This window comes from Micromonospora sp. DT229, assembly GCF_049844505.1.
Taxonomy (GTDB): domain Bacteria; phylum Actinomycetota; class Actinomycetes; order Mycobacteriales; family Micromonosporaceae; genus Micromonospora.
Window position 1 is genome coordinate 49,471 of the sequence record NZ_JBNCLD010000011.1, and the last position, 26,810, is coordinate 76,280.

Below are 26,810 nucleotides of genomic sequence, written 5' to 3' on the forward strand. Positions count from 1 at the left end.
GGGCAGCAGGATCGTCAGGCCGGTTTCGAGTCGGAGCTGCCAAGCGCGTCGGCTATGGCGGCGAATTCGCGCAGGGCGGCCTGGAGGTCTTCGACGATCTCCTGAGCGATCACCTCGGGCGGCAGCAGGGCGTCGGCGTCCTCCAGCGAAGCGTCGCGTAGCCAGGTGATGTCCAGGTTCACCTTGTCCCGGGCGATCAACTCGTCGTAGCTGAACGCCTTGAACCGTTCGGACTCCACCCGCTCGCTGCGGTCCTTGCCGGGCAGATAGCAGTCCACGAAATCCTGGAGATGTTCGCGGCGCAGCGGGTTCTGCTTGAGGGTGAAGTGCTGGTTGGTGCGGAAGTCGTACACCCAGAGCTTCTGGGTCCAGGGTTGTTCGCGGGCCCGCTTGCGCTCGAAGAACAACACGTTGGCCTTGACCCCACCGGCATAGAAGATGCCGGTGGGCAGGCGCAGCAGAGTGTGCAGGTCGTACTGCTTGAGCAGTCGACGGCGGATGGTCTCCCCCGCGCCGCCCTCGAAGAGGACGTTGTCCGGCAAGACGACGGCGGCCCGGCCGTCGATCTCCAGCAAGGATGCGATGTGCTGCACGAAATTGAGCTGCTTGTTGGCGGTCGCCGCCCAGAAGTCGGTCCGCTCGATCTCGCGCTCCTCGCGGGAGGCCTTGCCAGTCTCGGTCACCGACCGGATCGTGGAGCTTCGCCCGAACGGCGGGTTCGCCAGCACCAGGGTGTGCCGGCGGGCTGGCGGGTTACCCAGCGCGTCACCGATGGTGATCAGCGAGTTCCCACCCGGGGTGCCGATGCCGTGCAGCAGCATGTTCATGGCGGCCAGCCGTGCCGTGCCCTCGACCAGTTCCGTACCGGTTATGGCGCCGGAGGCAAGTCGGCGCCGCTGATCCGGGGTGAGGCTTGCGCCGTGGTGTCGCTGGATGTACTCGAAGGCGGCGAGCAGGAAACCACCGGTGCCGCAGGCCGGATCGGTGATCGTGTCGTCCGGGGTCGGCATCATGCAGTCGACCATCGCGGCCGTCAGCGCCCGAGGGGTGAAGTACTGTCCTGCCCCCGACTTGGTGTCCTCCGCGCCCCGGACCAGCAACTCCTCGTACGCATCGCCCTTGACGTCGACACCGGTCCCGGACCAGTTCTCCTGGTCGATCAGGTCGACGATCAACCGCTTCAGCTTCGCCGGATCTTGGATCTTGTTCTGCGCCTTGCGGAAGATCGTGCCGAGCGTGCCGCCTTCCTTGGCCAGCCCAGCCAGAATGTGCCGGTACTGCACCTCCAGCGCGTCACCCTCGGCGTCGAGCAGGGTCTGCCAACTCAACGCGGGAGGCACGATCTGCTCCGGCAGCATCGGCCGCTTGGCCCGCTCGTCGGCCATCTTCAGGAACAGCAGGAAGGTCAACTGCTCCACATAATCGATGGTCGACACACCATCGTCGCGCAGCACGTCACAGTAGTTCCAGAGCTTCTGCACCAACCGACGCGAATCCACAGTGCTCACAGCGGCAGTGCCTCCTGCTGGTAGTCATCGCCGGTCACCCTGGTCGGCGGTGCCGGCAAGTCTTTCTTCGTACGCCGAGGACGAGACTTCTGCTTCGGCAACGCCACCTCGCGCTCAGCCCGGACTCGCGCCAACGACTCCGATGCTGGCTCGTCGTTTGCGTCCTGCGGCACAAGCCGCCCAGCAAATGCATCTGCCAGCAACGACGCGCGAAGGTGAACTGCCTTCTGCCGGGCAGTCGCCACCGCCTTCTCCATGCCATCCAACATGGACAGGTACGTCTCGGCCGTCTGCACCAGCGCTTCCTGCTCATCGCGGGGAGGAACAGGGACGGGAAACTGCCGCATCTTGCCGAGGCTGATAGAAGCCAGGTTAACGCTCTGTAGACCGTTGACCTCGAACCAGCGCCGCCCGAATCCGTTCGCGTGCCACGCCAACAACTTCGGGTGCAGCACCTCATCCCTGATGCGAGCACGAAAAACATGGTTCTGGTGGATGCAACCGGCTATCTGCCCTTCCCACACCCAGCCTCGACCCAACTTGTCCCGGTCACCGCCCTCATTGAGCAGCACATCGCCGGGAACCAACCGCAACTGCTCTGCCTTCTTTGGGGGCACCCGGATCCGCGTCACCTCCGCAAGATCGAGACGAGCACGTTGCACGTTCGCCACCCGGAGGTAGGGGACCTCCACAAAGTCGGGATTCGACTGCCGCTTGGCATCCTTTGTCACACCACCAATGACATCGGCAATCTCCCCCAGCCGCTTCCACTGCCACGTGCCCGGAATGTCTGGCAGTTCACCATCAACTACACCGGCAGGCTCAGGCAATTGGGCCAAACTCCGTGAAACTCCGCTCGAGAGACGACCGACACCAGCTAGATACATAATCTGATCGCGAAATCGATCCATACGTTGGATGATCGCCGCCAGCTCACTCGAACCAATATCGAGCCTCGACAGCAGGTTATCGAGAGCAGCGCCGATGCGGTGCTGCTCGGCGAGCGGCGGCAACGGCACGGGGAAGTTCTTGATCGTCGTTAGGCTAATAGAAGCCAAGTTGACGCTTTGCAGGCCGTTCTGTTGGAACCACTTCTGCCCGAAACTGTTGGCAAACAGCGCAAGGAGCTTCGGCGCTAGGACCCCGTCGATGATGCGGGCGCGGAAGACGTGGTTCTGGTGGATGCATCCTGGGATCTGATCTTCCCAGACCCAGCCTCGGCCAAGCTTGTCGCGGTCCCCTCCTTCGTTGAGAAGGACATCCCCATACTGAAGGCGCAGAGACTCTGCCTTCTGCTCAGGGACTCGGATAGTGGCGACGTTCGAAAGATCCAGGTAGCCACGCTGAACGTTGGCGACCCGGAGGTAGGGAACTTCGACGTAGCTTGGATCATTTTGTCGCTTACTATCCTTCGTGACTCCGCCGACAACCTCTGCGATTTCACCGAGGTTTGTCCACGTCCAAGATGGCGGAATCTCGAACGGATGCGTCACGCGGAAAGTTCCTGGTTCAGTTCGGTGAGGAGGGGTTCGGCGCGGGGGCCGAAGGTGTTGGCGTAGCCGTCGATGCCGCCGCGTTCGGTGAAGGGGGCGCCATCCAGGTCGTCGGGGGTGATCTCCACGCTTGTCGCTATCACGTTCTTGATCCTCTCCAGCCACCACACTTGGTCGGCAGTGAAGGTAGCTCCCGCCTGTTCCTGGCGCAGCAGCCACCCTCGGAAGCGTTCCTCGATCACGCTGCGGTAGGGCCGCAGCTCGGTGTCCAGCCCCAGTTCGTAGCGGATCAAACTGACCAGGTCGGTGACGCTGCGGGTGCCGGGGGCCTCGGCGGTGCGGCCGAGCAGGACGTACGCCTTCCAGAGCGATTCGGCCGTCCAGGCTTGCGGTGGTCGGGCGATCCGCCGGGCCAGATCGTTGAGTTCGGCGTACCCGATCCGACCGCGCCCCTCGTAGAAGACCTGAAGGGCGGTGATCTCCGCGCGGTGGTCTTCCAGGTAGGCGTGCCAGTCCTTGACCATGTTCTGGGCCAGATCCTCGGCCGGTACCCCGTGAGCCGACAGCAGGGTGTCGACGTTCACCTCGTCGATGGTGATGTCGTGGGCCCGCCGAATGGCCAGGATGCGTTCCCGCAGTTCCGGGTTGGCGGCCAGCGGGCGCAGGGCATCGGCCAGCAGCTCGCGTACCGCGCGAGGACCGGCGGCCTTCGCGGGGTTGAGCTGTTCCGGTGCCACGGCCTCGACCAGGCCCCGGGCGATCGCGGTGAGCGGCTGCCCGCCCAGCTCGGCGATTTCCTCCCGCTCCGCGTCGCTGATCTTCTGGTGGAGCCGGGACAGCCGATCCGACAGGGTGGCCACCTCGTCCGGGTTGGCGGTCAGGGTGCCTGCCTTGCGGAGCAGGTCACGCAGGGAGATCTGCTTCTCGGAGTGGCGGTGCAGGGGCACCGCCTCGTCCAACTCGGCTTCGGTGACGCCGACCGCGTCGACGATGACGAACCGGTCCTTGACCTGTGCGTCGGGGGTGACCGCCTGGAACTCGGCGGGGTCGATGGTGCGTGCCCCGCGTCCCTTCATCTGCTCGAAGTAGGTGGCGCTGCGTACCGGCCGGAGGAAGAAGACGCACTCCAGAGGGCGGACGTCGGTGCCGGTGGCGATCATGTCGACGGTCACCGCGATGCGCAGCTCCGGGCTGTTGCGGAAGGCTTGCAGCAGGGTGTCGGGGTTGGCACCCTCACGGCGGGAAGCATAGGTGATCTTCGCGGCGAAGTCGTTGCCACGCCCGAAGACCTGCCGCACCATCGTGACGATCTCCTCGGCGTGGTTGTCGTCCCGCGCGAAGATCAGCGTTTTGGGCACGGTGTTGCGGCCCGGGAAGATCTCGGTGAACAGCCGCTGCCGGAAGGTCTCCAGCACCAGGCGCAGCTGCCCCTTGGAGATCACCGATCGGCCGACCTGGCCGCCCTCGTACCGGAAATCGTCCTCCAGTTCCTGGTAACGCTCGGCCCGGGTACGCCGATCGCGCAGCGGCACCACTGTTCCGGCGTCGATGGTGTGCCCCGCCTCGGTGATCTGGGTCTTGATCCGGTACACGTCGAAGCCGACATTGACCCCGTCGGCCACCGCCTGCTCATAGGTGTACTGCGAGACCAGGTGCTGCTGGAAGAAGCCCAGGGTCTGGGCTACCGGGGTGGCGGTCAGGCCGACCACGAAGGCGTCGAAGTACTCGATCACCGCCCGCCACCGGCCGTAGATCGAGCGGTGACACTCGTCCACCACGATCAGATCGAAGGTCTCCGGCGGGATGCGCGACTGGTAGCCGACCTCCGCCGGAGCGTCCAGCTCGTACTCGTCGTACGCGCGGTCGTCGGCATCCGGGTCGGGCAGGTCCTCACCGCGCAGGGCGGCGTAGAGCCGCTGAATCGTGGAGATGACCACGGTCGAGGAGTCGAGCAGACCCGCGCCGGAGAGCCGGTCCACGTTGTACAGCTCGGTGAACTTCCGCCCGTCGCCCGGAGTCTGATAGCCCGCGTACTCCTGGAGGGTCTGTCGACCCAGGTTGTTGCGGTCGACGAGGAAGAGAATCCGGTTCGCGCGGGCGTGCTTGAGCAGCCGGTGGCTGGCGGTTACCGCGGTGAAGGTCTTACCCGCGCCGGTGGCCATCTGGATCAGCGACCGGGGATGGTCGTCGGCCAGCGAGCGTTCCAGGCCCCTGATCGCCTCGATCTGCGCCGGCCGCAGACCGGAGGGGTTCAGCTCCGGCATCTGCCGCAGCCGGGCACGCAGCGTCGGCGCGGCCGGGTCGTCGTCGGCCTCCCGCATCCACCGGGCCAACGTCTCCGGCCGGTGAAAGGCAAAAACCTCCCGGGTACGCGGATGCGGGTCCAGCCCGTTGACGAAGGCGGTCTGCGTGCCGGTGGCGACATAGCCGAACGGCAGCGGCACGTCTCGCCGCCAGGCGGTCAGTTTCTGCGCGGGGGTCAGCCCGCGCCGGTAGCGGTCGAGTTGCGCCTCCACGCCACGCGGGGCGGTGCCTTCGCGCTTCGCCTCGATGACCCCGACCAGTTGCTCATCGACATAGAGCAGGTAGTCGGCCCGACCGCTGGCCAGGGTCACCTCCCGGACGGCCACGCCGCGTCCTGCGTACAAGTTGGCGTGTTCCTCGTCCTGGACCTGCCAGCCGGCCTCGCGGAGCTGCCGGTCGATCTCGACCCGGGTCTGTGCCTCGTTGAGGGGTTCGCGGGAGGCACGCCGGGCACGGGCGATGAACTCCTCCCGGCGGGCCGCCGACACCTTGCCGGTCCGGCTGGAGTCCCGGCGCTGTTGTTCGGCACGCGCCGCCGACTCCAGGCTGATGACCAGCTCGGCGGCCTCCTCGCGTCCGGCGGCAGCGGCCCGGACCGCCTGGTCGGCGGCCCGCTCGGCATCGGCCTGCGCCCGCTCGACGGACTGTGCCCCGGTGAGCAGCAGCTTCGCCTCGGCCAACTCCCGGCGGTAGCGGTCCAGCTCGTCTCGGAGTGCGTCGGCGACGCTGCGCGGAACCTGCTGCTGTGGTGGCGTGGGTGGCACGAAGCCGATGGGCGAACGGTCACCGGTCACCGCCCGGTGAAACCACAGTCCCAGTTCGAAGCAGGTACGCAGCATCTCCAGTGCGGCACGTACCTCGGCCAAGTGGTCGTGCACCGCCCTGTTGCCCTGATCCCGCAGGCTGTGGAAGGCCCGGTGGATCTCCCGGGTCAGGGTCCCGTCCGCGTGCAGCGCCTCCACCCGGTGGTAGAAGTCGCTGCGGGGTTGCTGCCCGGTGCGCCGCAGCAGTTCCTTGGCCAACTCGTCGCCGAAGGCGCGGATCTTGAACATCGCGGCCTGCGCGTCGACATAGACCAGCAGCTCAGCGCCAGCCCCGTACCAGACCAGCAGCCCATGATCCTTCAGCAGAAACCCGAAGTTGGCCGACCGTTCCGCCAAGCGCCGTAATTGTCGCGGATCCACGTTCCCCCACGTCCACAGTTGCCGATGAACACGCCAGGATACGTACGAGGGATGGCGTTTGACCCGCTTTGTCGCCGACCCGACACGCGCTAGCCCCGGTGGCACCGCCCATCGATGAGGTGCCGTCTACCGGCCACCCGCGACTGTGGGCGTGCGTATGGATCACGCCGTACGATGCTGCTCCGTAGCTTTTGGACGAGGAGGATCATGTCCACGGCACCGCAGACCTCAACGCTCCGGCTGTTCGCCGTCGACGCGGGCATGCTGGTGGCCACCATGCTCGCCTTCGGCGGCTACCTGATGCCCTGGTTCCGTCGGAGCGAGCGCGCCCTGTGGTCCTTCTCCGGCTGGGAGTACGCCTCGCTCAGCGATGGGGGCGGCTGGACTCTGCTCACCTTCGGTTGGCTGCTGCTGGCTGCCGGGGCCGCACTGTGGGCACGGCGGAGCGTGGTGGCGGCGATGACCGGGATGGTCGCGGCCATCGGCACCCTGGTCACCGCTCTTGCGGTGGTCGCGGCGAGCTTCGCCATGTTGGGCGAACAGAGCAGCCTGGATTCGGTGGCGGAGCGACCGTTCGGTGCCGGGCTGCCGATCATGGCGGTTGGCATCGGACTGCTCCTGGCCACCTCCTGCCGGGCGATCGTCCGCTGCCATCTGCTTCAGGTCGCCGAGGACCAGCACGAACCGCCTCGGCCGTCGTCTGCGTAGCTCAACACCTAGCGGCATAGCGAATTTGCTCCAGCGCGAATTGCCGGTGTGGAAATCGCAGATCCGAAGCTTCCCAGCCCTGCTTCCAGGTGACGCTAAATAAGCATTATCGCGACTACACCAGGTTTGCGAGCTAGCACACAGTTCATCCGGACATCGGACGCCACACGAGACGGATGAGTCAATTTGAATAATTGACGGTTACGGATAGATGTCGTTATTCTTGCGCGGCAGATGGCGCTCTGCGTGTTCGACGGGGTCCCACCCTCAGCGTCAGCATGGAGGAATCATCATGGACGATGCCCGCAGAACCTGGCGACGACGTTTCACCAAATCATCGGCGGTCGCCATTGCGGCTGCCCTACTCGTCTCGGTGGCCGCGTCACCGGCGGCTGCGGCCGAGGGCAACATTCTCGGCACCAACAATCCGAATGCCATTCCGGACAGTTACCTCGTGGTACTCAAGGACGACGCGGCGATCAATGCCCAAACGCTGACCCGTGAGCTGACCACCAGGTACGACGTCAAGGTCGCGCACACCTACTCGCATGCGTTGAACGGATTCGCGGGCACGATGAGCCACGCTACTGCTCGCCGGCTCGCTGCCCAGCCGGGAGTGGCGTACGTCGAGCAGGACGTCGAGGTCCAGCTCACGGGTACTCAGGTGAACCCGCCGTCGTGGGGGCTCGACCGGATCGATCAGCGACACCTGCCGCTCGACAACACGTACACGTACCCGGACGCGACGAACAGGGTGCGGGCGTATGTGATCGACAGCGGGATCCGGACGACTCATGCCGATTTCGGCGGCCGGGCGGTCTGGGGTATCAACACCACCGGGGACGGGATCAACACCGACTGCAACGGCCACGGTACGCATGTCGCGGGCACCCTCGGTGGCAGGGCGTTCGGGGTTGCCAAGAGCGTGTCACTGGTCGCGGTCAAGGTTCTCGGCTGTGGGAACGTGGGTAGTACGGCGGCGGTCATCGCCGGGGTCGAATGGGTGACCGCTCAACATGTGACCAGGACGACGGCGGTGGCGAACATGAGTCTCGGCGCCAAAGGCAGCCACGTAACCCTGGAGAACGCGATCCGGGGTTCCATCCTGAAAGGCGTGCTCTACACGATCTCCTCGGGTAACAACAACTCCGACGCCTGCGAATACACCCCGGCCAAGGTCCTCGAAGCGATCACGGTGAACGCCAGCACCATCGGCGACACCCGGGCACTGTTCTCCAACTGGGGCCGCTGCACCGACATCTTCGCCCCCGGCCAGGAAATCCGTTCCGCCTGGTACACCAGCGACAACAGCTCCTACATTGCCAGCGGCACCTCGATGGCCGCCCCGCACGTCGCCGGTGCCGCCGCCCTGATCCTCGGCGTCACCCCCGGCCTGACCCCCCAGCAGGTAGGCAACCTGATCTTGGGCAACGCCACCCAGAACAAGATCCCCAACCCGGAGGGCTCGCCGAACCGGCTGCTCTACGTCGGCCCGACCGGGGTCACCCCCATTCCGGATGGTGCTCCGCTGAGCCCGACCGGTTCCTGATCTCCGACTCGCACAGCGGGGCCGCAGCAGAACTGCGGCCCTGCCCGCGTTCCGGTCCGTTCCTGGACGGCCCGCCCGGCAGCACCTCAACCCGCCGGCTGGCGTTGCCGGACGATGCCACGCGCGACGGCAAGTAGGCCCGCCTGGTCGACCCGCTCCGGGTCGGCCAGCACGGTCACCCCCACTCCCGGCTCGGCCAGCCAGAACACCTGAGCATCGGTCGCCAGGCCGGGCCCCTCGGGGTGCGGGAACTCGGTCACCTGGGAATCGTCGTACTCGCGTTCGTGGTAGTCGACGAGGAAGTCGCGCAGCCCGTCGAGGTCCCCCAGCCGCTGCCCGCGCAGCACATGCACCCGCAGGTCCACCCGGTGCCCGTCGGCGGTCTGCCGCTCCCAGACCCGGCTGGTGATCTGCACGTCCTCCCACTCGCTGGCGAAGTCGGAGACCTGATCGCCCAGCCCCTCCGGCACCCCTCCGATGTGGAATCCGTCCAGCATCGCGCTCTCGCTCACCGCGCCACCTCCCCTGTCGTCGCGCCCTCGGCGGTCAGTTACCCAGTGCGCGTACCTTCGCAATGGTTTCCTGGACGTGCTGTTTGGCGGGCTCACCACCCTGGGCGGCCTGCGCCAGGGCCTGGCGGTACGAGTCGATCATGTTGATCAGCGGCCCGGCGGCGACCCCCTGGAGGGCTCCCGCGACGAGTTGCCGCGCCTCGGCCGCGTCCTGCGCGGCGGCGGCCGTCTTCGCCTTGGCCTCGTCCAGCTTCTGTGCCGCCGCCGCCAGCCTGGCGATCATCTCCGCTGCACTCACACGCCCTCCCTCACGTCCTCCGCCACCAGAGCAACGACCACAGAGGAGCCTACGAGACTCCCGCACCCCCGACAGCAGCCGGAGACCTTGGTACGAAAGCGCCCCTGGAGGGGCGCAGACGTACCAAGATCTCGACGGAGTTCACCGCAGCGTGCGGATCATGATGAGGTAACCGCAGTAGGCCAGCGGGACGGCCAGGAAACAAAGCAGGAAGCCGATCACCGGGTAGCGGGGTGCGGTCATCGCGCCGACGGCGGGCCGACCCCAGCGGCCGAGCACCAGCCAGCCACCGATCAGCGAGGCGGCGGGCAGGCCGGCACACATCCAGGAGAACAGGGTCCAGCCGCCGACCACCCCGATTCCGGAGGCCAGCACCATCACCAGCATGATCAGCACCGACACGGCCGCGAACCCGAGGTAGACGGCGATCGCCCGGGCCATCGGGGACCAGCTCGGCAGCAGCGCCGGCCGCTGAGCCAGCACCTCGGTCTGCTGGGCGTACCGGTCGGCCTCGTCGGCCCACCGCCGGACCATCTCCAGCTCCGTGGCCGGGTCGACCTCGCCGACCCGCTGGCCGGGCACCCCGGCCGCCGTCGCGCTCACCGCCACCGGCAACGCCCGCTCCGCCTCCCCCACACTCCCCTGGGGGTACGCCCCGACCCCCGGCCGCCCCGGCGCGGCGGCTGCGCCGCCGTCCCACCCCGTCCCCTTCGCAGGTGACCCGGACACCGGCACACCGGGTGGACCAGGTGGACCGGAGACGGGCGGGGAGTACAGGTGACCGGGGGCCGACGGTGGGCCGGAGACAGGCACGCCGGGCGGACCTGGCGGGCCGGAAGCAGGTCCGACGCCAGGCGGACCTGGCGGGCCGGAAACGGGTCCGGAGCCATGTGGCGGGCCGGAAGTAGGCGCGGTGCCCGGTGGGCCGGAGGTGGGCGCGGTGCCCGGCGGCGGCCCGACGGGCGGTGGTGCGACGCCGATCGTGCGGCCCAACTGGTCCAGCCGCTGCCCCTGGGCCGACAGTCGACGGTCCAGGTAGTCGACGGCGGCACCGAGATCCCGCCGCCGGTCGGCCTCGGCGGCGACACCCTGCTCGTTGGCGCGCTGCTGGACGGACAGGTGCCGGACCAGCGCGGCGTACTCGTCGAAGGTGGACACGCTCACTCCTGCCCGTCGCCGGGGTGCTCGTCGCGGGCGAACGGCACGATCAGCCGGATCCGCTGGTCGTGCCGGTCGACCAGCAGCGCCCGGTCGGCCCGGGGGGTGTACGCCAGGTCGTGCACCCCCAGGTGCAGGCCGAGGTCGGCGCCGGGCACGTTCAGCGCCACCAGGCAGGCGATGTCGTCGCGGTTCTGGGTCCCGCCGAGGTCGTCGGCGAGTCGACGCAGCCCCCGCCACCAGCCGAGCAGGTGCACCCCGTGACCGGGGCCCTGGCGCAGCAGGGTACGCAGGTCGTCGTGGCCGCTGCGGAAGGTGGCCGGGTCGCTCTCGGCCAGCAGTCCGGCGGCGGCGTCCATCCCGAACACCACCAGGTAGGCCCGCCCCGGCGAGGTCGTGGCGTCGGTCGAGCCGAGGGTTACCAGGTGCTGCCGCAGGGCGGGGGCGTCGAGGCGTACCACCGGGTGGCCGGCGGCGGTCAGGGTGGCCGCAGTGTCGTCGGCGGCCGGGTCGGCGGCGGCGACCAGGGGGGCCAGCAGGAAGGTCACCTCCCCGGGGGTGTGCTGCCGGGCCAGGCTCAGGGTGGCCGCCCGCAGCACCTCGGCACCGGCGGTGGCGGTGCCCACCACGGCCAGGTGCCGCCCGGGGGCGGTGTCCATGATGAACAGGGCGCTGGTGCCGTCCACGTCGACCGTGCGGCCGACCAGGGCCAGGGGTCGCCGACCCCCGGGGCGCAGACCGGTGAAGGTGGGGTCCTCCTCCACCCGGGCGGTCTCGTAGCCCCGGAACACCGAGGGTGGCCGGGCGGTGGCCGAGCGGGCCTGCCACAGCTCGTGCCGCAGGCGGGTCAACTCCTCGGCGGCGGCGTAGGCGTCCGGGAAGCGGATGACCGTGTTGGCCCCGGACACCCCGGCGGCGGTGTTCACCACGGCCGAGCCGATCGGCAGGGTGGCCGCGGCGTCGTTGAGCTGGTCGAGCACTCCCCCGCCTCCGGGCAGCGCCACCCGCAACGCGAACTGCCCGAACACCGCCTCGGCCCGGCCGTAGAGGGCCTCGATGCCGGTGGTGCTCTGGCTGGCCAGCACCAGATGGATGCCGTACGAGCGGCCCTTGCGGGCCAACTCCTCCAGCAGGTCCACCGACTCCCGGGAGATCGGGTCGTTGCCGGCCAGCAGCACCTGGAACTCGTCGATCACGGCGACGATCCTCGGCACGGCGGTGTCGGCGGGCAGGTCGGCCAGTTTGGTGACCCCGTGGCGTTTCAGGGCGGTGGCCCGCCGGTGCAGTTCGCGGCGCAGCTCCCGCAGTACGGCCACCCCGTACTCGCGGTCGCTCTCGATGCCCACGGCCCGGGCGTGCGGCAGCCAGGAGGGGTCGCGGCCGGTGGGGACGAACTCGGTGAAGCTCACCCCCTCCTTGAAGTCGAGCAGGTAGAGCTGCAACTCGGTGGGGGCGTAGCGGGCGGCCAGCCCGTAGAGCACGTCCAGCAGGAACACCGTCTTGCCGCTACCGGTACGTCCACCGACCAGCCAGTGCGGGGTGGCGTCGTCGAAGGCGATGGTGAAGGGTTCCCGGCCGGCTCGACCGACCACGGTACGCAGGCCGGAGCGGGCCGAGGCGGCCCACCGCTTAGGCGGCAGCAGATCGGCGAAGCCGACCGTGGCGCCCCGGCGGGCGGTCTCGCCGAGGTGGGTGGCCAGCGCCGCGACCGAGGCCGGCGGCGGGTCGCCGTCCAGGCGTACCGGCAGGGGCAGGCCGCTGCCGTCGGCGCTGAAGGGTGCGTGCGGCGGGTCACCGACCCGGGCGTACCCGTCGATCATCCGCAGGGTGGTCGTGGTGCCCAGCGGCGGCATCGTCTCCCCGGGCCCGGTGGCGCTCCAACCGGCCAGCAGGACGCAGACGGCGGCGGCCGGCCCGGCGTGGGTGAGCGCGGCCAGCCGGGCGGCCTCCCGGGGGGAGGGGACGGAGGCGGCGACCAGCACCAGGAGTTCCTGGTCGGGGCGGTCGCTACGCCGGGCGGTACGGGCGTGCTGTTCGGCGGCGTCCAGCAGGGTGGCGACCTCCGCCTCGGTGGTCGCCGGTGGGTCGATGACCCCGGAGTCCAGCAGTGGTCGCAGGGGTCCGAAGGTGGCCCCCAGGGCGCCGCTGTCCAGCCCGGTCACCCGGACCGAGCCGGGTGCGGCCGTGGCCAGCAGCCGCAGCACGACCGCGCGCAGTGCTCCGGCCACGGCCGGGTTGCGGGCGTCCGTGTCGACGGACAGGTGATGACCGGCCCCGAGGGGCACCAGGACGGGGAAACCCTCACCGGCGGTGACCGCCTCACCGAGGCGTACCGGCACCGGCTGACCGGCCAGGGGGGTGCCCGGGGTGGGGGTGGCCAGGGTGCCGCCGACCCGGGCCAGCCGGGTCAGCAGGTCGGGGTCGACCCTGCCGGCGGGGGGTGTGGTCCCCCGCAGCGCCTCCCGGGCGGCCTCCAGGTGGGCCCGGGCGGCCCGGTGGGCGGCGATCGCCTGCCCGTACGCCGACGCGAGCCTGCCCAACCTCTGCTCCTCCGCCGCCGTCCCTGTGGTCCGCTGAAACCCTAACGGACCACGGCGAGGCGGGCACGTGTCCGCGCGCCCGGACGTGTCGACCCACAGTGGAACGGCGACGGCCGACGGTACGCGGGGTGCGTACCGTCGGCCGTCGTCGGTGTGCGGTCAGCCGGTGACCGCGTTGAGGGCCGGCAGGTAGCCGTGGCGGTAGCCGTCGGCGTTCGGGTGGTACGCCTCGATGACCCCGGTGACGTCACGGATCCACGGCTGGGCGGCGCAGACGCCGTGACCGGCGAAGGTGGGTCGGGTGTCGGCGAAGGTGGCACCGGCCGCTGCCGCCCGGTCGGCGGTGACCTGGGCCAGGGTGTCGGCGGCCTCGTTGAGCAGGGTTCGCTTCTGGCTGCTCATCGCCAGCAGTCCACAGGAGCCGGTCTCGAACAGGCGCGGGTAGCCGAGCACGATCAGGCGGGCGTTGGGCGCCCGGTCGCGGATGGCGGCGTAGGTGCGGTCCAGTCGGGCCGGGAGGGTGCCGGTGGCGAAGGCCTTCGCCTGGTTGACCGCGTTGGTGCAGCTGGAGGTGCTGCCGAACCGGCAACTGGTCATCACGTCGGCGAATCCGGCGTCGTTACCGCCGACCGTGATGGTGACCATGGTGGTGGTGCTGCTCAGCGAGCCGAGCTGGTTGTTGAGCACGTCGGCGGTGACCGCCCCACCGCAGGCGGGGAAGCGGAAGCTGGCCACGTTGTTGGCCGCGGCCCACAGCGGGGCGTACGACTTCTGGCTGCGCAGGCAGGTGGACAGGTCGTACGGGCCGGCGCCGACCCCGGAGGAGTAGGAGTCGCCGAGGGCTACGTAGTGGATGGGGGCGGCGGCCTGGGCGGCGGCGGGGACGGCCAGCGCACCGAGGGTGGCGGTGGCGATGGCGACCAGCGCGGCCAGGGCGCGGGCCAGCGGACGGTGGGGCATTGGCGGACCTCCACAAGGGGGTGGTGGTGGAGCCCGAGAACCGCGCGCGTGGCCAAGGGTTGTTACTGGGCGGTAATGCTATCGAAACATCTGGATTAAGGGAATAGCCGACGGCACCCGCCCGATCGGTACCGATCAGGCGGGTGCCGTGTGCTGTTAACAGGGGACCCCTGCTCTACACGAGACGTTAAAAGGGGGCCCTTCCTTACACCGTCAGGGGGCGGGAGTCGGCGCGGACAGGAGCGGGCAGGGCGCCCACCCCGTCGAGGTAGTGGTGGATCGCCGCGGCGGCGGCCCGACCCTCGGCGATCGCCCAGACGATCAGCGAGGCGCCCCGGTGCATGTCACCGGCGACGAAGACCCCCTCGACCTCGGTCTGCCAGTCGTCCCGGGAATCGATCGCGCCCCGGGCGTTGCGGGCCACCCCGAACTGGGCCAGCAGCGGCTGCTCCTCGGTGCCCTCGAAGCCGATCGCCAGCAGCACCAGGTCGGCGGGCAACTCCCGCTCGGTACCCGGCACCGGGGTGACGATCCGCCGGCCGTCGCGCTTCTCCACGGTCACCTCGGCGATGCGTACCGCCCGGACCGCGCCGGTGCCGTCGTCGACGAACTCCTGCACCGCCACCGCGAAGACCCGCTCGCCACCCTCCTCGTGGGCGGCGTACTCGCGCAGGATCCACGGCCAGGTGGGCCACGGGTCGCGGGCCTCGTCGCGGGCCCTGGGCGGCTGCGGGTACAGGTCCAGCTGGTGTACGCCGGCCGCGCCCTGCCGGTGGGCCACCCCCAGGCAGTCCGCCGCGGTGTCCCCGCCGCCGATGATGACGACATGCTTACCGGCCGCGTCGATCGGCGTACCGTCGGGCAGGGTGGCCAGGGCGGGCCGCCCCTCACCGGCCGTGGCCACCACCCGGTTGGCTGCCACCAGGTGCCTCATCGCCTGGTGCACCCCCCGCAGCTGCCGACCCGGGGTGTCGGACTCGCGGCCCTGCAACGCACCGCAGGCCAGCAGCACCGCGTCGTGCCGGGCCCGCAACTGCTCCGCGGTGATGTCGACCCCGACGTCGACCCCGGTGCGGAACTGCACCCCTTCGGCGGCGAGCTGGGCCAGCCGGGTGTCGATGTGTCGCTTCTCCAGCTTGAAGTCGGGGATGCCGTACCGCAGCAGGCCACCGATCGCGTCGTCGCGCTCGTACACGGTGACGGCGTGGCCGGCGCGGGCCAGTTGCTGCGCGGCGGCCAGCCCGGCCGGGCCGGAACCGACCACGGCGACGGACCGTCCACTCGGCGGCGGCACCGCAGCCGGGGTGAGCCCCCGGGCCACGGCGGCGTCGGCGATCTCCGCCTCGACCTGCTTGATGGTCACCGGGTCACCCCCGGCGATGCCGAGCACGCAGGCGGCCTCGCAGGGCGCCGGGCAGAGTCGACCGGTGAACTCGGGGAAGTTGTTGGTGGCGTGCAGCGACTCCACCGCCGCCGCCCAGTTGCCGGTGCGGACCAGGTCGTTCCAGTCCGGGATCCGGTTGGCCAGCGGGCAGCCGGCGGTGTCGCTGTGGCAGAAGGGGATGCCGCAGTCCATGCACCGGGCCGCCTGCTCGCGGATCAGCTCCTCACCGGCCGGGGGGTAGACCTCCCGCCAGTCACTGATCCGCACCGGCACCGGCCGGCGCGCCGGCATCCGGCGGGGGTGACGCAGGAAACCGTTCGGGTCAGGCACGAGCCACCTCCTGGGCGACCACCCGGTTCGCGGGCGGGACCGACTGCGACGCCTCGGCGTGCGTCGGCTGCGACGCCTCCGTGGGCGTCGGCTGCGGTTGGGCGGCGGCGGGCGCCAGGGCGCTCATCACCGCCTCGTCGACGTCCTGGCCGGCGGCTTCGGCGGCCTGCATGATCTCCATGACCCGGCGGTAGTCCCGGGGTACCACGGCGGTGAACTCCTCCACCGCCTCCGGCCAGCGCTTGAGCAACTGCTCGGCGACGGCCGAGTCGGTCTCGGCGAAGTGCCGCTGCACCAACTCGTGCAGCCGGGCACGCTCGGACTCACTGGGGGTGGACAGGTCGACCAGTTCGGTGTTGACCCGCCGCCGGTCCAGGTTCCAGACGAAGGCCGTACCACCGGACATGCCGGCGGCGAAGTTGCGCCCGGTGGCGCCGAGCACCACCACGGTGCCCCCGGTCATGTACTCGCAGCCGTGGTCGCCGACCCCCTCGACGACGGCCGCCGCACCGGAGTTGCGGACCGCGAACCGCTCCCCCACCCGACCGCGCAGGAAGACCTCTCCTCCGGTGGCGCCGTACAGGATGGTGTTGCCGGCGATGATCTGATCCTCGGCCCGGCCACCCGGCGCGGCGTCGGGACCGACGAACGGCGAGGTCGGCGCCGGTCGGACGATCAGCCGACCACCGGAGAGCCCCTTGCCGACGTAGTCGTTGGCGTCGCCGTACAGCCGCAGGGTGACCCCCCGGGGCAGGAAGGCCCCGAAGGACTGCCCGGCGGTGCCGCGCAGGGTGAACTCGATCGTGTCGGTGGGCAGCCCGGCGCCGCCGTAGCGGCGGGTGACCTCCCCGCCGAGCATCGCGCCGACGCTGCGGTGCTCGTTGCGGATGGTCACCTCGGCCCGCACCGGGGCGGGCTCGCCGTCGCCGCGCAGGGCTGGCTCCGCCAGCGCGATGAGCTGGTTGTCCAACGCCAGCTCCAAACCATGATCCTGAGCGCGTACGCCCCGACGGGCCGCCCCCTCGGGCAGCTCCGGCAGGTGCAGCACCCGGTGCAGGTCGAGCCCGCCGGCCTTCCAGTGCTCGATCGCCGGTACGACGTCCAGCAGCTCGGTGCGGCCGATCGCCTCGTCGATGCTGCGCAGACCCAGCTCGGCCAGGTAACCGCGGATCTCCTCGGCGAGGAACAGGAAGAAGTTCTCCACGAACTCCGGCTTGCCGGTGTAGCGCTCCCGCAGCACCGGGTTCTGGGTGGCGATGCCGACCGGACAGGTGTCCAGGTGACAGACCCGCATCATGATGCAGCCGGAGACGATCAGCGGGGCGGTGGCGAAGCCGAACTCCTCGGCACCGAGCAGCGCCGCCACGATCACGTCCCGGCCGGTCTTGAGCTGGCCGTCGACCTGCACGGTGACCCGGTCGCGCAGCTTGTTCAGCAGCAGGGTCTGCTGCGCCTCGGCCAGGCCCAGCTCCCACGGGGTGCCGGCGTGCTTGAGCGAATTCAGTGGGGAGGCCCCGGTGCCGCCGTCGTGACCGGAGATCAGGATGACGTCGGCCTTGAGCTTGGCCACCCCGGCGGCCACCGTGCCGACCCCGACCTCGCTGACCAGCTTGACGTGCACCCGGGCGGCCGGGTTGACGCACTTGAGGTCGTGCACCAGCTGGGCGAGGTCCTCGATGGAGTAGATGTCGTGGTGCGGCGGCGGGGAGATCAGACCCACCCCGGGGGTGGCGTGCCGGGTCCGGGCGATCCACGGCCACACCTTGTTGCCGGGCAACTGCCCGCCCTCACCGGGCTTGGCCCCCTGGGCCATCTTGATCTGGAGGTCGTCGGCGTTGACCAGGTATTCGCTGGTCACCCCGAACCGGCCACTGGCGATCTGCTTGACCGACGAGCGGCGCAGCGGGTCGTGCAGCCGGTCGACGTCCTCGCCGCCCTCGCCGGTGTTGGACTTGCCGCCGAGGCGGTTCATCGCGATCGCCAGGGTCTCGTGCGACTCGGCCGAGATCGACCCGTACGACATGGCGCCGGTGGCGAACCGCTTGACGATCTCGCTGGCCGGTTCCACCTCCTCGATCGGCACCGGCGGCAGTTCGCCGGTACGCAGCCGGAACAGCCCACGCAGGGAACCGGCCTTCGCGGCCAACTCGTCGACCTTGGCGGTGTAGCTGCGGAACACGTCGTACTGGCGGCTGCGGGTGGCGTGCTGGAGCAGGAACACCGTCTCCGGGTTGAACAGGTGCAGTTCACCCTCGCGGCGCCACTGGTACTCCCCGCCCACCGGCAGCCGGTCACCGGCCGGGACCCCGGGCGCCGGCCAGGCCAGGGCGTGCCGGGCGGCCACCTCGGCGTGGATGCCGTCCAGGCCGACCCCGCTGATCGTGCTCGGGGTGCCCCGGAAGTACCGCTGGACCAGACGCTCATGCAGCCCGACCGCCTCGAAGACCTGCGCCCCGCAGTACGAGGACACCGTGGAGATGCCCATCTTCGACATGATCTTCAGGACCCCCTTGCCGAGGGCCTTGACGTAGTTGCGGATCGCGGCACGCGGCTCGATCCCGGCCAACGCGCCGGTGGAGATCATGTCCTCGACCGACTCGAAGGCCAGGTACGGGTTGACCGCCGCCGCGCCGTAGCCGACCAGCACGGCCGCGTGGTGCACCTCCCGGCAGTCGCCGGACTCCACGATCAGGGCTACCTGGGTGCGGGTCTGCTCCCGGACCAGATGCTGGTGCACCGCCGCGGTGAGCAGCAGCGACGGGATCGGCGCCAGGTCGGCGTTGGAGTCCCGGTCGGAGAGCACCAGGATGCGTACCCCGTCCTCGATCGCCTCGGAGACGTGCCGGCAGATCTCGGTCAGCCGGGCCTTGATCCCGGCGCCGCCGTCGCGGATGCGGTAGAGCCCGGAGACCCGTACCGCCTTGAAGCCGGGCAGGTCGCCGTCCTCGTCGATGCTGAGGATCTTGGCCAGCTCGTCGTTGTCGATCACCGGGTAGGGCAGCACGATCTGCCGGCAGCTCGCCGGACCGGGGTCGAGCAGGTTGCCCTCCGGGCCGATGGTCGAGGCCAGGCTGGTCACCAACTCCTCCCGGATGGCGTCCAGCGGCGGGTTGGTGACCTGGGCGAACAGCTGGTGGAAGTAGTCGTAGAGCAGCCGGGGCCGGGTGGACAGCGGGGCGATCGGGGTGTCCGTGCCCATCGAGCCGATCGGCTCCGCGCCGGTACGGGCCATCGGGGCCAGCAGGATCTTCAGCTCCTCCTCGGTGTAGCCGAAGGTCAGCTGACGACGGCGTACCGAGTCGTGGGTGTAGACCTGGTGTTCGCGGGCCGGCAGGTCGTCCAGCTCGATCAGCCCGGCGTGCAGCCAGTCGGCGTACGGCTGGGCGGCGGCCAGCTCGGTCTTGATCTCCTCGTCGTGCACGATCCGACCGGCCGTGGTGTCGACCAGGAACATCTTGCCGGGCTGGAGACGACCCTTGGCGACCACGGTGGCCGGGTCGAGGTCGAGCACCCCGGCCTCGCTGCCCAGCACCACGAGCCCGTCGGCGGTCTGCCACCAGCGCCCCGGCCGCAGACCGTTGCGGTCGAGCACCGCGCCGACGATCTCACCGTCGGTGAAGGCGACCGAGGCCGGGCCGTCCCAGGGCTCCATCAGGCTGGCGTGGAACCGGTAGAAGGCCCGCTTGTCGGCGGCCATGTCCGGGTCGTTCTCCCAGGCCTCCGGGATCATCATCAGCACCGCGTGCGGCAGGCTCCGCCCGGCCAGGTGCAGCAGCTCCAGGACCTCGTCGAAGTTCGCCGAGTCAGAGGCGGCCGGGGTGCAGACCGGGAAGACCCGGCGGATGTTGCCCGGCAGGTCGGGGGTACGCAGCAGGGCCTCGCGGGCCTGCATCCAGTTCCGGTTGCCCCGGATGGTGTTGATCTCACCGTTGTGGGCGATGAACCGGTACGGGTGGGCCAGCGGCCAGGAGGGGAAGGTGTTCGTGGAGAACCGGGAGTGCACCAGGGCGATGGCGCTGTCCACCCGCTCGTCGGTCAGATCCGGGTAGAAGGCGGGCAGCTGGTCCGGGGTGAGCATCCCCTTGTAGACCATGGTCCGCCCGGACAGCGAGGGGAAGTACGCCGGCACACCCCGCTCGGCGGACTCCCGCTCGGCCTGCTTGCGTACGCAGAAGGCGACCCGCTCCAGTTCGAGGCCGCGCAGCGGAGAGCCGGCCCGGCCGGCCGGGGTGTCGGTGAGTCGGCAGGCGGCGAGGAACAACTGTCGCACCCGGGGCATCGCGGCCAGCGCCGTGTCGCCGAGGTCGGAGGGATCGACCGGCACATCCCGCCAGCCGAGCAGTTCCGCCCCCTCGACCAGGGCGTACTTCTCGACCACCTGGCGGGCCCGCGCCTCACCGGCGTCGTCGTCCGGCAGGAAGACCAGACCGGTGGCGTACTCGCCGGCCGGGGGCAGGGGGAAGTCCACCACCGCGCGCAGGAAGGCGTCCGGTACCTGGATCATGATGCCGGCGCCGTCGCCGGTGTTCGGCTCCGCGCCACGGGCACCCCGGTGGTCCAGCCGGCAGAGCGCGCCTAGGCCGTTGGCGACCACCGTATGGGAGCGCCGTCCGTGCAGATCGGCCACGAAGGCGACACCGCAGGCGTCGTGCTCATGAGCGCCGTCGTACAGGCCGGCAGGAGACGTCACCTGGGGGTCCTGCGGTGCCGGCTGGGGGCGGTGTGGGTACGCAAAGGCCACCGGGCCTCCTGTCGTCACTCAGGCTGGAACATGGTCGGGACGACGTCGGCCCTATACGCGGACTATTAAGTCTACGTTAGGGCTCGTAGGGCAAGGCCAGTGCAGATTGATCACACCGTCCAGACTCTGAGACGGGTAATCTCGCCGGGTGGATGCAGGCCACGCTGAGCTGCTAGAGCGTTTGGAACGGTTTTATGACGCTGTGCCGCGAGATGCGGCCCGCGCAGAGGATCATGGCGGCTGCGTCCTGTTCGTCCGCGAAGGCACCGGATGGCCGTTCTACGCCCGCCCCCCCTCGCGGCCCGGACCAGCCGCCCTCCCTGGCCGACCTGACCGCCGCACGCACCCGGCAACGGAAACCGGCCCTGCCGGAAACCCTGGAATGGGTCCACGACTCCCACCCGGAACTGCTCACGGTGGCCCGCCCGGCCGGCCTGGCCGTACTGGAGGCACCCCTGCTGGTGCTCGACCCGGCCGCCCTGGCCGAACCCCCCACCATCACCCCCCACTAACCCCTGCCGCCCCACACCCCCACCCTCTTGTTCCCGCGATCATGCACTTTTGGTCGCCCTTTTGCCCATATGCGCCCGTTTTGTGCCGACCAAAAGTGCATGATCGCCGCCGAGGTGGGGCGGGGTGGTGGCCCGGGGTGGGGTGAGGACAGGGTGGGGTGGGGTGGGGTTACTTGGGGGGTGGGGGGCGCCATTGGGCGGCTACGGTGGCGGCGGTGCCGAGGATGCGGGGGGTGATGGTGTTGAGGGCCACGTCGCGGGCCCGCAGGGCCAGCCGGCCCCGGGTCTGGAGCACCGCGGACATCCGACGGGTCTGCCGGACCATGGCGGCCGCGCGGGGGCGACGCGCCCGGTCGTAGGCGAGCACCGCGTCCGGCAGGGACGACTCCCGTAGCAGGGCGGCCAGGGTGGCGGCGTCCTCGAAGGCCAGGCAGGCCCCCTGCCCGAGGTGCGGCGGCATGGCGTGGGCGGCGTCGCCGAGCAGCACCACCCCGCCTGGGCCTAGCGGAAAACCGTACGCCTTCGGCAGCGGGCGCAGCTCGCGGATCTCCTGCTGCACCAGATCCTCGGGCTCGGTGGCGGCCAACAACTCCTCGACCGGGCCGGGCCAGCCGGCGTACCAGCGGCGCAGCAGTGCCAGCTGGGTCTGCGGCGACTCGGGCCGGGCCGCACCCGCGGCGGTGGCCATCCAGTAGACGCCGCCCCGGCTGGAGGCACCGGAGGAACCCCGCTCCCCCAGGGAGGCGGCCACGAACCGGTAGCCGGCGCCGAGGATCTCCCCGCCGATCGCCTCGGGCAGGCTCGGTGCCCGGTACCAGGGGATCACCGCCCGCCAGGCGGCGCATCCGGAGCTGACCACGTTGGCCTGAGGGGCCAGCTGACCACGGATGACGCTGTCGACCCCGTCCGCCGCCACCACCAGGTCGGCTTCGAAGGTGTGCCGACCGTCGCCGACCGCCGGACGCTCACCCGGTGCCGCACGTACCGTCCGCACGGTCACCCCGGTACGCAGCTCCACCCGGTCGCCCAGCCCGGCGATCAACGCGTCGTGCAGGTCCTCCCGGTGCACCACGACGGGAAGCCGCTCGACCGGGACCGGTCTCGGCTGCACCAGCCAGTGACCGTCGGGACGGCGTACCCCACCGTCGGGCAACGGGGTGGCCACCGCGTCCAGTCCGGCGCCGAGGTCCAGGGCACGCAGGGCACGGACCCCGTTCGGCCAGAGTACGACCGCGGTCGCCTCCGGGCGGATCCGGTCGGCCCGTTCCAGGAGGGTGACCTGCCAGCCGGAGCGGGCGAGCGCACCGGAGACGGCCAGGCCGCCAAGCCCACCGCCGACCACCACCGCGGTCCGCATACCGGCCCCCTCGTTCAGCTGTCGCGTTCGGCAGGTCGGGCCGAGGCCCCCTCGCCGTCGACGAACTCGTCGTCCGGCCGGTCCCCGGCAGCGCCCGCGTCGGGCCGTCCTGCGGCCGTACCGGTCGGGTCGGATCCCTCGGGCGGCGCCTCGCCGGTTGCCTGCCAGTGCCGGAACTGCTCCTCGCTGACCGTCCGGTAGCCCTCCGGCGCGGCCGACTGCTCGGCGGCCTGCCGGGCGGACAGGTCCACCTGGGAGACGTCGGAGCCGGTCGTCGGGGTGACGGCCGCGGCACCGACCGGGATCAGGTACTGGCGCGGGCCACGGACCAGCAGGAAGTAGGCCAGGGCGCCGAGGAACACCAGCGCCGCGGTCCAGACGTTGAGGCGTACGCCGAAGATGGTGTTGGCCTCGTCGGTCCGCATCATCTCGATCCAGAACCGCCCGGCAGTGTAGCCCATCACGTACAGCGCGAAGGCCCTGCCTCGGCCGAGCCGCAGCTTACGGTCGAGGTAGAAGACCAGGGCGGCGACCCCGACGTTCCACAGCGCCTCGTAGGCGAAGGTCGGGTGGTAGAGCCCTTCCTCCAGGATCGGCCGGCCGGTCTCGTCGCGCAGCGCCTGCCCACCATCCATCCGGTGGATCTCCAGGCCCCAGGGCAGGTCCGTCCGGCTGCCGTACAGCTCGTTGTTGAACCAGTTGCCGAGCCGGCCGACCGCCTGGGCCAGGGGCAGGCCGGGGGCCAGCGCGTCGGCCACCACCGCGAAGGGGATGCCCAACTGCCGGGCGGCGAACCAGGCCCCGACCGCGCCACCGGCGACCGCGCCCCAGATCCCCAGCCCACCCTCGTGGATGTAGAAGACCCGGATCGGGTCACCACCGGTGCCGAAGTACGCCGCCGGTGAGGTGATCACGTGGTAGATCCGGGCGCCGATGATGCCGGCGGGCACCGCCCACAGGGCGATGTCCAGCACCGCGCCGGGAGCGACTCCCCGCTGGCGCAGTCGCCGGTCGGTGACCCAGCAGGCCACCACGATGCCGGCGAGGATGCAGAGGGCGTACGCCCGCAGGGGAATCGGCCCGAGATGCCACACGGCGGTACTAGGGCTGGGGATGGCGGCCAGGTACGTCGGCGAGGCGAGACTCACGGGCGCACCCTACCGCTGCCCACCCCACCACCGTCACCCCGGCCCACCCGCCCTCCTACCCCCCATCCCCCGCGATCTTGCACTTTCCGTCCCCGCATACCGCCTATTTCCGGCATATCAGCGACCAAAAGTGCATGATCGACGCGGCTCAGGGGCGGTGTGAGGGTGCGGGAGGGAGGGGTGGGGAGGGGTGGGGAGCGGGGAGTGGGGTTAGGGGGTGGGGTGGCGGACGCCGGTGGCCAGGTCGGTGGCCAGGGTGGTGAGGGCGGTCAGGGCGGTGGGGGTGTCCGGGGCGTCCAGCAGGCAGCGGATCAGGGCGCTGCCGACGATCACCCCGTCGGCGTAGCCGGCCACGGTGGCGGCCTGGGCGCCGGTGCCCACCCCGAGGCCGACGCCGACCGGCAGGTCGGTCACCGCACGGACCCGGGAGACCAGCACGGGCGCCGCCTCGGAGGTCTGGGTACGGGCGCCGGTCACCCCCATCAGGGCGGTGGCGTAGATGAAGCCCCGGCAGTGTGCCGCCGTCATCGCCAGGCGCTCGTCCGTCGAGGAGGGCGCCACCAGGAAGGTACGGTCCAGCCCGTGGGCGTCCGAGGCGGCCAGCCACTCGTCGGCTTCCTCGGGAATCAGATCCGGTGTGATCAGCCCGGTACCACCGGCTGCGGCCAGATCCCGGGCGAAGGCGTCGACACCGTACTGCTCGATCGGGTTCCAGTAGGTCATCGTCACCACCGGCGCACCGATGGCCGCGACCTCCTCGATGATCCGCAGGGCGTCCCGGGTGCGTACGCCCCCGGCCAGGGCGATGTCGCTGGCCCGCTGGATGACCGGCCCGTCCATCACCGGATCGGAGTACGGGATCTCCAACTCGATCACGTCGACCCCGGCGGCCACCATCGCCTTCATCGCCGCGATGCTGCCCTCGACGGTGGGGAAACCGGCCGGCATACAGCCGATCAGCACCGCCCGTCCGTCCGCCCGCGCCTTGTCGAAAACCACCCCGATGCGGCTCATGCCGAGTCTCCGTTCAGGATGCCGAAGTACTCGCCGGCGGTGTGCACGTCCTTGTCGCCCCGGCCGGAGAGGTTGACCACGATGGTGGGCTCCCGGCCCAGCTCGGCGGTGAGCTTCCCGGCGATGGCCAGGGTGCCGGCCAGGGCGTGCGAACTCTCGATCGCCGGGATGATCCCCTCGGTACGGCAGAGCAACTGGAAGGCCGCCATCGCCTCGTCGTCGGTGACCGGCAGATAGCTGGCCCGCCCGGTGTCGTGCAACCAGGCGTGCTCCGGCCCGACCCCGGGATAGTCCAGGCCGGCGGAGATCGAGTGGGACTCGACCGTCTGACCGTCGGCGTCCTGGAGCACATAGGTACGGGCGCCGTGCAGCACCCCGCTGGAACCACCGGTGATGCTGGCCGCGTGCCGACCGCTGAGCACCCCCTCGCCGCCGGCCTCGAAGCCGTACAGCCGCACCTGCGCGTCGTCGACGAAGGCGTGGAAGATGCCGAGGGCGTTGGAGCCGCCCCCGACGCAGGCGGTGACCGCGTCCGGCAGGGCACCGGTGAGGTCCAGGCACTGCTGCCGGGCCTCGTCGCCGATGCCCCGGACGAAGTCGCGGACCAGCGCCGGGAAGGGGTGCGGACCGGCCGCGGTGCCGATCAGGTAGTGGGTGTCATCGACGTTGGCCACCCAGTCCCGCATCGCCTCGTTCATCGCGTCCTTGAGGGTCCGCGAGCCGGTGGTCACCGGGATCACCGTGGCGCCGAGCATCCGCATCCGGGCCACGTTCAGGGCCTGCCGTTCGGTGTCGACCTGGCCCATGTAGACCACGCAGTCCAGGTCGAACAGGGCGGCGGCGGTGGCCGCGGCGACACCGTGCTGACCGGCGCCGGTCTCGGCGATCACCCGCTTCTTGCCCATCCGCCGGGTCAGCAGCGCCTGACCGAGCACGTTGCGGACCTTGTGCGCCCCGGTGTGGTTGAGGTCCTCCCGCTTGAGCAGCACCCGGGCACCGGCCTGGGCGGAGAAGCGGTGGGCCTCGTACAGCAGGGAGGGGGTGCCCGCGTAGTCGCGCATCAGGGCGGCCAGCTCGGCGCGGAAGCCCTCGTCGACCATCGCCGTACGGTGCGCGGCCTCCAGTTCGTCGAGGGCGGCGACCAGGGCCTCCGGCACGAACCGCCCACCGAAACGGCCGAAGCGGCCGGCGCCGTCCGGTACCTGTGCCGCCGGGCCGACCGACGCCGGGGTGCTCATGCCGTGACCTGCGCGCTCATCGGGGATCCTCTCCCTCGGAATCGATCGGTACGACCTCAGCGCACCGGGCGGGGGGTGGCCGGGTGGTTTCCGGCGTTGACCAGTTCGGCGACCGCCTCGCGGGGGCTCTTCTTGGTGACCAGCCCCTCCCCGACGAGCACCGCGTCGGCACCCGCGGAGGCGTACCGGATCAGGTCGTGCGGACCCCGTACGCCGGACTCGGCGATCTTGACGACGCTGCTCGGCAGGCCCGGGGCGATCCGTTCGAACACCGACCGGTCGACCTCCAAGGTACGCAGGTCACGGGCGTTGACCCCGATCACCTGCGCCCCGGCCTCCAGGGCCCGGTCGGCCTCCTCCTCGTCGTGCACCTCGACCAGTGCGGTCATGCCCAGCGACTCGATCCGCTCCAGTAGGCCGACCAGCACGTTCTGCTCCAGCGCGGCGACGATCAACAGCACCAGGTCGGCGCCGTGGGCCCGGGCCTCGTGCACCTGGTAGCTGGAGACCACGAAGTCCTTGCGCAGCACCGGGATGTTCACCGCGGCCCGCACCGAGGCGAGATCCTCCAGCGAGCCACCGAACCAGCGTCCCTCGGTGAGCACGCTGATCGCCCGGGCACCCCCGGCGGCGTACTCACCGGCCAGGTCGGCCGGGTCGGCGATCTCGGCCAGTTGGCCCTTGGACGGTGATGAGCGTTTCACCTCGGCGATGACGGCGACGCCCGGCCGCCGCAGGGCCGCGTACGCGTCCAGCGGCGGTACAGCGGCGGCGGCGAGTTCACGGATCCGCTCCAGCGGAACCTGCTCCTGCCGCCGGGCCACGTCCTCCCGGACGCCGGCCAGGATCTCGTCGAGCACGCTGGTCGGGGC

General features: G+C 70.5%; 18 protein-coding genes. 3 read left to right on the forward strand and 15 right to left on the reverse strand.

All coding sequences use genetic code 11. The features are described from left to right. Window positions 1–14: 14 nt before the first annotated feature. The 3 genes from ACLQ2T_RS18580 to ACLQ2T_RS18590 are packed head-to-tail and all read right to left on the reverse strand — an operon-like array spanning window position 15 to window position 6,465. Window positions 15–1,508, reverse strand: coding sequence for a type I restriction-modification system subunit M (locus ACLQ2T_RS18580; RefSeq protein ID WP_425767614.1), 1,494 nt, complete (start codon window positions 1,506–1,508; stop codon window positions 15–17). Continuing rightward, window positions 1,505–3,001 carry a restriction endonuclease subunit S gene (locus ACLQ2T_RS18585; protein WP_425767615.1) on the reverse strand — a complete coding sequence of 499 codons (1,497 nt, stop codon included), beginning with the start codon at window positions 2,999–3,001 and terminating at the stop codon, window positions 1,505–1,507. The genes ACLQ2T_RS18580 and ACLQ2T_RS18585 overlap by 4 nt, the downstream gene beginning before the upstream one ends. Then, window positions 2,998–6,465 (reverse strand): DEAD/DEAH box helicase family protein, encoded by a 3,468-nt coding sequence (locus tag ACLQ2T_RS18590; protein ID WP_425767616.1) that lies wholly within the window; start codon window positions 6,463–6,465, stop codon window positions 2,998–3,000. Before ACLQ2T_RS18590 ends, ACLQ2T_RS18585 begins: the two co-directional genes overlap by 4 nt. Before the next feature lie 231 nt (window positions 6,466–6,696). Between ACLQ2T_RS18590 and ACLQ2T_RS18595 the strand changes: the two genes are divergently transcribed. Continuing rightward, window positions 6,697–7,197: a hypothetical protein gene (locus ACLQ2T_RS18595; RefSeq protein WP_425767617.1), complete on the forward strand. Its 501-nt coding sequence runs from the start codon at window positions 6,697–6,699 to the stop codon at window positions 7,195–7,197. Window positions 7,198–7,489: 292 nt separating this feature from the next. After that, window positions 7,490–8,746 carry a S8 family peptidase gene (locus tag ACLQ2T_RS18600; protein ID WP_425767618.1) on the forward strand — a complete coding sequence of 419 codons (1,257 nt, stop codon included), beginning with the start codon at window positions 7,490–7,492 and terminating at the stop codon, window positions 8,744–8,746. Window positions 8,747–8,832: 86 nt separating this feature from the next. On the opposite strand, the gene ACLQ2T_RS18605 is transcribed toward ACLQ2T_RS18600, so the two are convergent. From ACLQ2T_RS18605 to gltB, 7 genes are all read right to left on the reverse strand, one after another. Further along, window positions 8,833–9,258, reverse strand: a complete 426-nt coding sequence (locus tag ACLQ2T_RS18605; RefSeq protein ID WP_425767619.1) for a hypothetical protein — start codon at window positions 9,256–9,258, stop codon at window positions 8,833–8,835. Window positions 9,259–9,292: 34 nt separating this feature from the next. Next, window positions 9,293–9,556, reverse strand: coding sequence for a DUF6244 family protein (locus ACLQ2T_RS18610; protein ID WP_102660593.1), 264 nt, complete (start codon window positions 9,554–9,556; stop codon window positions 9,293–9,295). Between the two features lie 141 nt (window positions 9,557–9,697). Continuing rightward, entirely contained in the window at window positions 9,698–10,714 is a 1,017-nt protein-coding gene (locus tag ACLQ2T_RS18615) for a hypothetical protein (protein WP_425767620.1), read from the reverse strand. A gap of 2 nt (window positions 10,715–10,716) precedes the next feature. Further along, the gene (locus tag ACLQ2T_RS18620; RefSeq protein WP_425767621.1) at window positions 10,717–13,254 is read right to left on the reverse strand and encodes an FtsK/SpoIIIE domain-containing protein; all 2,538 of its coding nucleotides are present in this window, start codon (window positions 13,252–13,254) and stop codon (window positions 10,717–10,719) included. Between the two features lie 159 nt (window positions 13,255–13,413). After that, complete coding sequence (locus ACLQ2T_RS18625; protein ID WP_425767622.1) at window positions 13,414–14,214, reverse strand: SGNH/GDSL hydrolase family protein; 801 nt, start codon at window positions 14,212–14,214, stop codon at window positions 13,414–13,416. A 205-nt stretch (window positions 14,215–14,419) separates the two neighbouring features. Beyond that, on the reverse strand, window positions 14,420–15,928 hold the full coding sequence (locus ACLQ2T_RS18630; RefSeq protein ID WP_425767623.1) for a glutamate synthase subunit beta: 1,509 nt from the start codon (window positions 15,926–15,928) through the stop codon (window positions 14,420–14,422). Next, window positions 15,921–20,669 carry a glutamate synthase large subunit gene (gene gltB, locus ACLQ2T_RS18635; RefSeq protein WP_425767624.1) on the reverse strand — a complete coding sequence of 1,583 codons (4,749 nt, stop codon included), beginning with the start codon at window positions 20,667–20,669 and terminating at the stop codon, window positions 15,921–15,923. The genes ACLQ2T_RS18630 and gltB overlap by 8 nt, the downstream gene beginning before the upstream one ends. Before the next feature lie 233 nt (window positions 20,670–20,902). Here gltB and ACLQ2T_RS18640 point away from each other — a divergent pair, with 233 nt between their 5' ends. Next, window positions 20,903–21,181: a hypothetical protein gene (locus ACLQ2T_RS18640; protein WP_425767625.1), complete on the forward strand. Its 279-nt coding sequence runs from the start codon at window positions 20,903–20,905 to the stop codon at window positions 21,179–21,181. A gap of 169 nt (window positions 21,182–21,350) precedes the next feature. Here the strand turns inward: ACLQ2T_RS18640 and ACLQ2T_RS18645 are convergent, their stop codons facing one another. The 5 genes from ACLQ2T_RS18645 to trpC form a co-directional block, all read right to left on the reverse strand. Then, window positions 21,351–22,538, reverse strand: a complete 1,188-nt coding sequence (locus ACLQ2T_RS18645; protein ID WP_425767626.1) for an FAD-dependent oxidoreductase — start codon at window positions 22,536–22,538, stop codon at window positions 21,351–21,353. Between the two features lie 14 nt (window positions 22,539–22,552). After that, a complete protein-coding gene (gene lgt, locus ACLQ2T_RS18650; protein ID WP_425767627.1) occupies window positions 22,553–23,686 on the reverse strand; it encodes a prolipoprotein diacylglyceryl transferase in 1,134 nt (377 codons plus the stop codon). Between the two features lie 210 nt (window positions 23,687–23,896). Beyond that, window positions 23,897–24,700 (reverse strand): tryptophan synthase subunit alpha, encoded by an 804-nt coding sequence (gene trpA, locus ACLQ2T_RS18655; protein WP_425767628.1) that lies wholly within the window; start codon window positions 24,698–24,700, stop codon window positions 23,897–23,899. Then, window positions 24,697–25,938, reverse strand: coding sequence for a tryptophan synthase subunit beta (gene trpB / locus ACLQ2T_RS18660; protein WP_425767629.1), 1,242 nt, complete (start codon window positions 25,936–25,938; stop codon window positions 24,697–24,699). The genes trpA and trpB overlap by 4 nt, the downstream gene beginning before the upstream one ends. 56 nt (window positions 25,939–25,994) lie before the next feature. Further along, complete coding sequence (gene trpC, locus ACLQ2T_RS18665; protein ID WP_425767707.1) at window positions 25,995–26,798, reverse strand: indole-3-glycerol phosphate synthase TrpC; 804 nt, start codon at window positions 26,796–26,798, stop codon at window positions 25,995–25,997. Between the last annotated feature and the right edge of the window lie 12 nt (window positions 26,799–26,810).

Coding starts and splice junctions, on each gene's coding strand:
- ACLQ2T_RS18640 (WP_425767625.1), top strand. CDS start 20,903: ATGGCGGCTGCGTCCTGTTCGTCCGCGAAGGCACCGGATGGCCGTTCT.
- trpB (WP_425767629.1), bottom strand. CDS start 25,938: ATGAGCACCCCGGCGTCGGTCGGCCCGGCGGCACAGGTACCGGACGGC.
- ACLQ2T_RS18600 (WP_425767618.1), top strand. CDS start 7,490: ATGGACGATGCCCGCAGAACCTGGCGACGACGTTTCACCAAATCATCG.
- trpA (WP_425767628.1), bottom strand. CDS start 24,700: ATGAGCCGCATCGGGGTGGTTTTCGACAAGGCGCGGGCGGACGGACGG.
- ACLQ2T_RS18595 (WP_425767617.1), top strand. CDS start 6,697: ATGTCCACGGCACCGCAGACCTCAACGCTCCGGCTGTTCGCCGTCGAC.
- ACLQ2T_RS18625 (WP_425767622.1), bottom strand. CDS start 14,214: ATGCCCCACCGTCCGCTGGCCCGCGCCCTGGCCGCGCTGGTCGCCATC.
- ACLQ2T_RS18645 (WP_425767626.1), bottom strand. CDS start 22,538: ATGCGGACCGCGGTGGTGGTCGGCGGTGGGCTTGGCGGCCTGGCCGTC.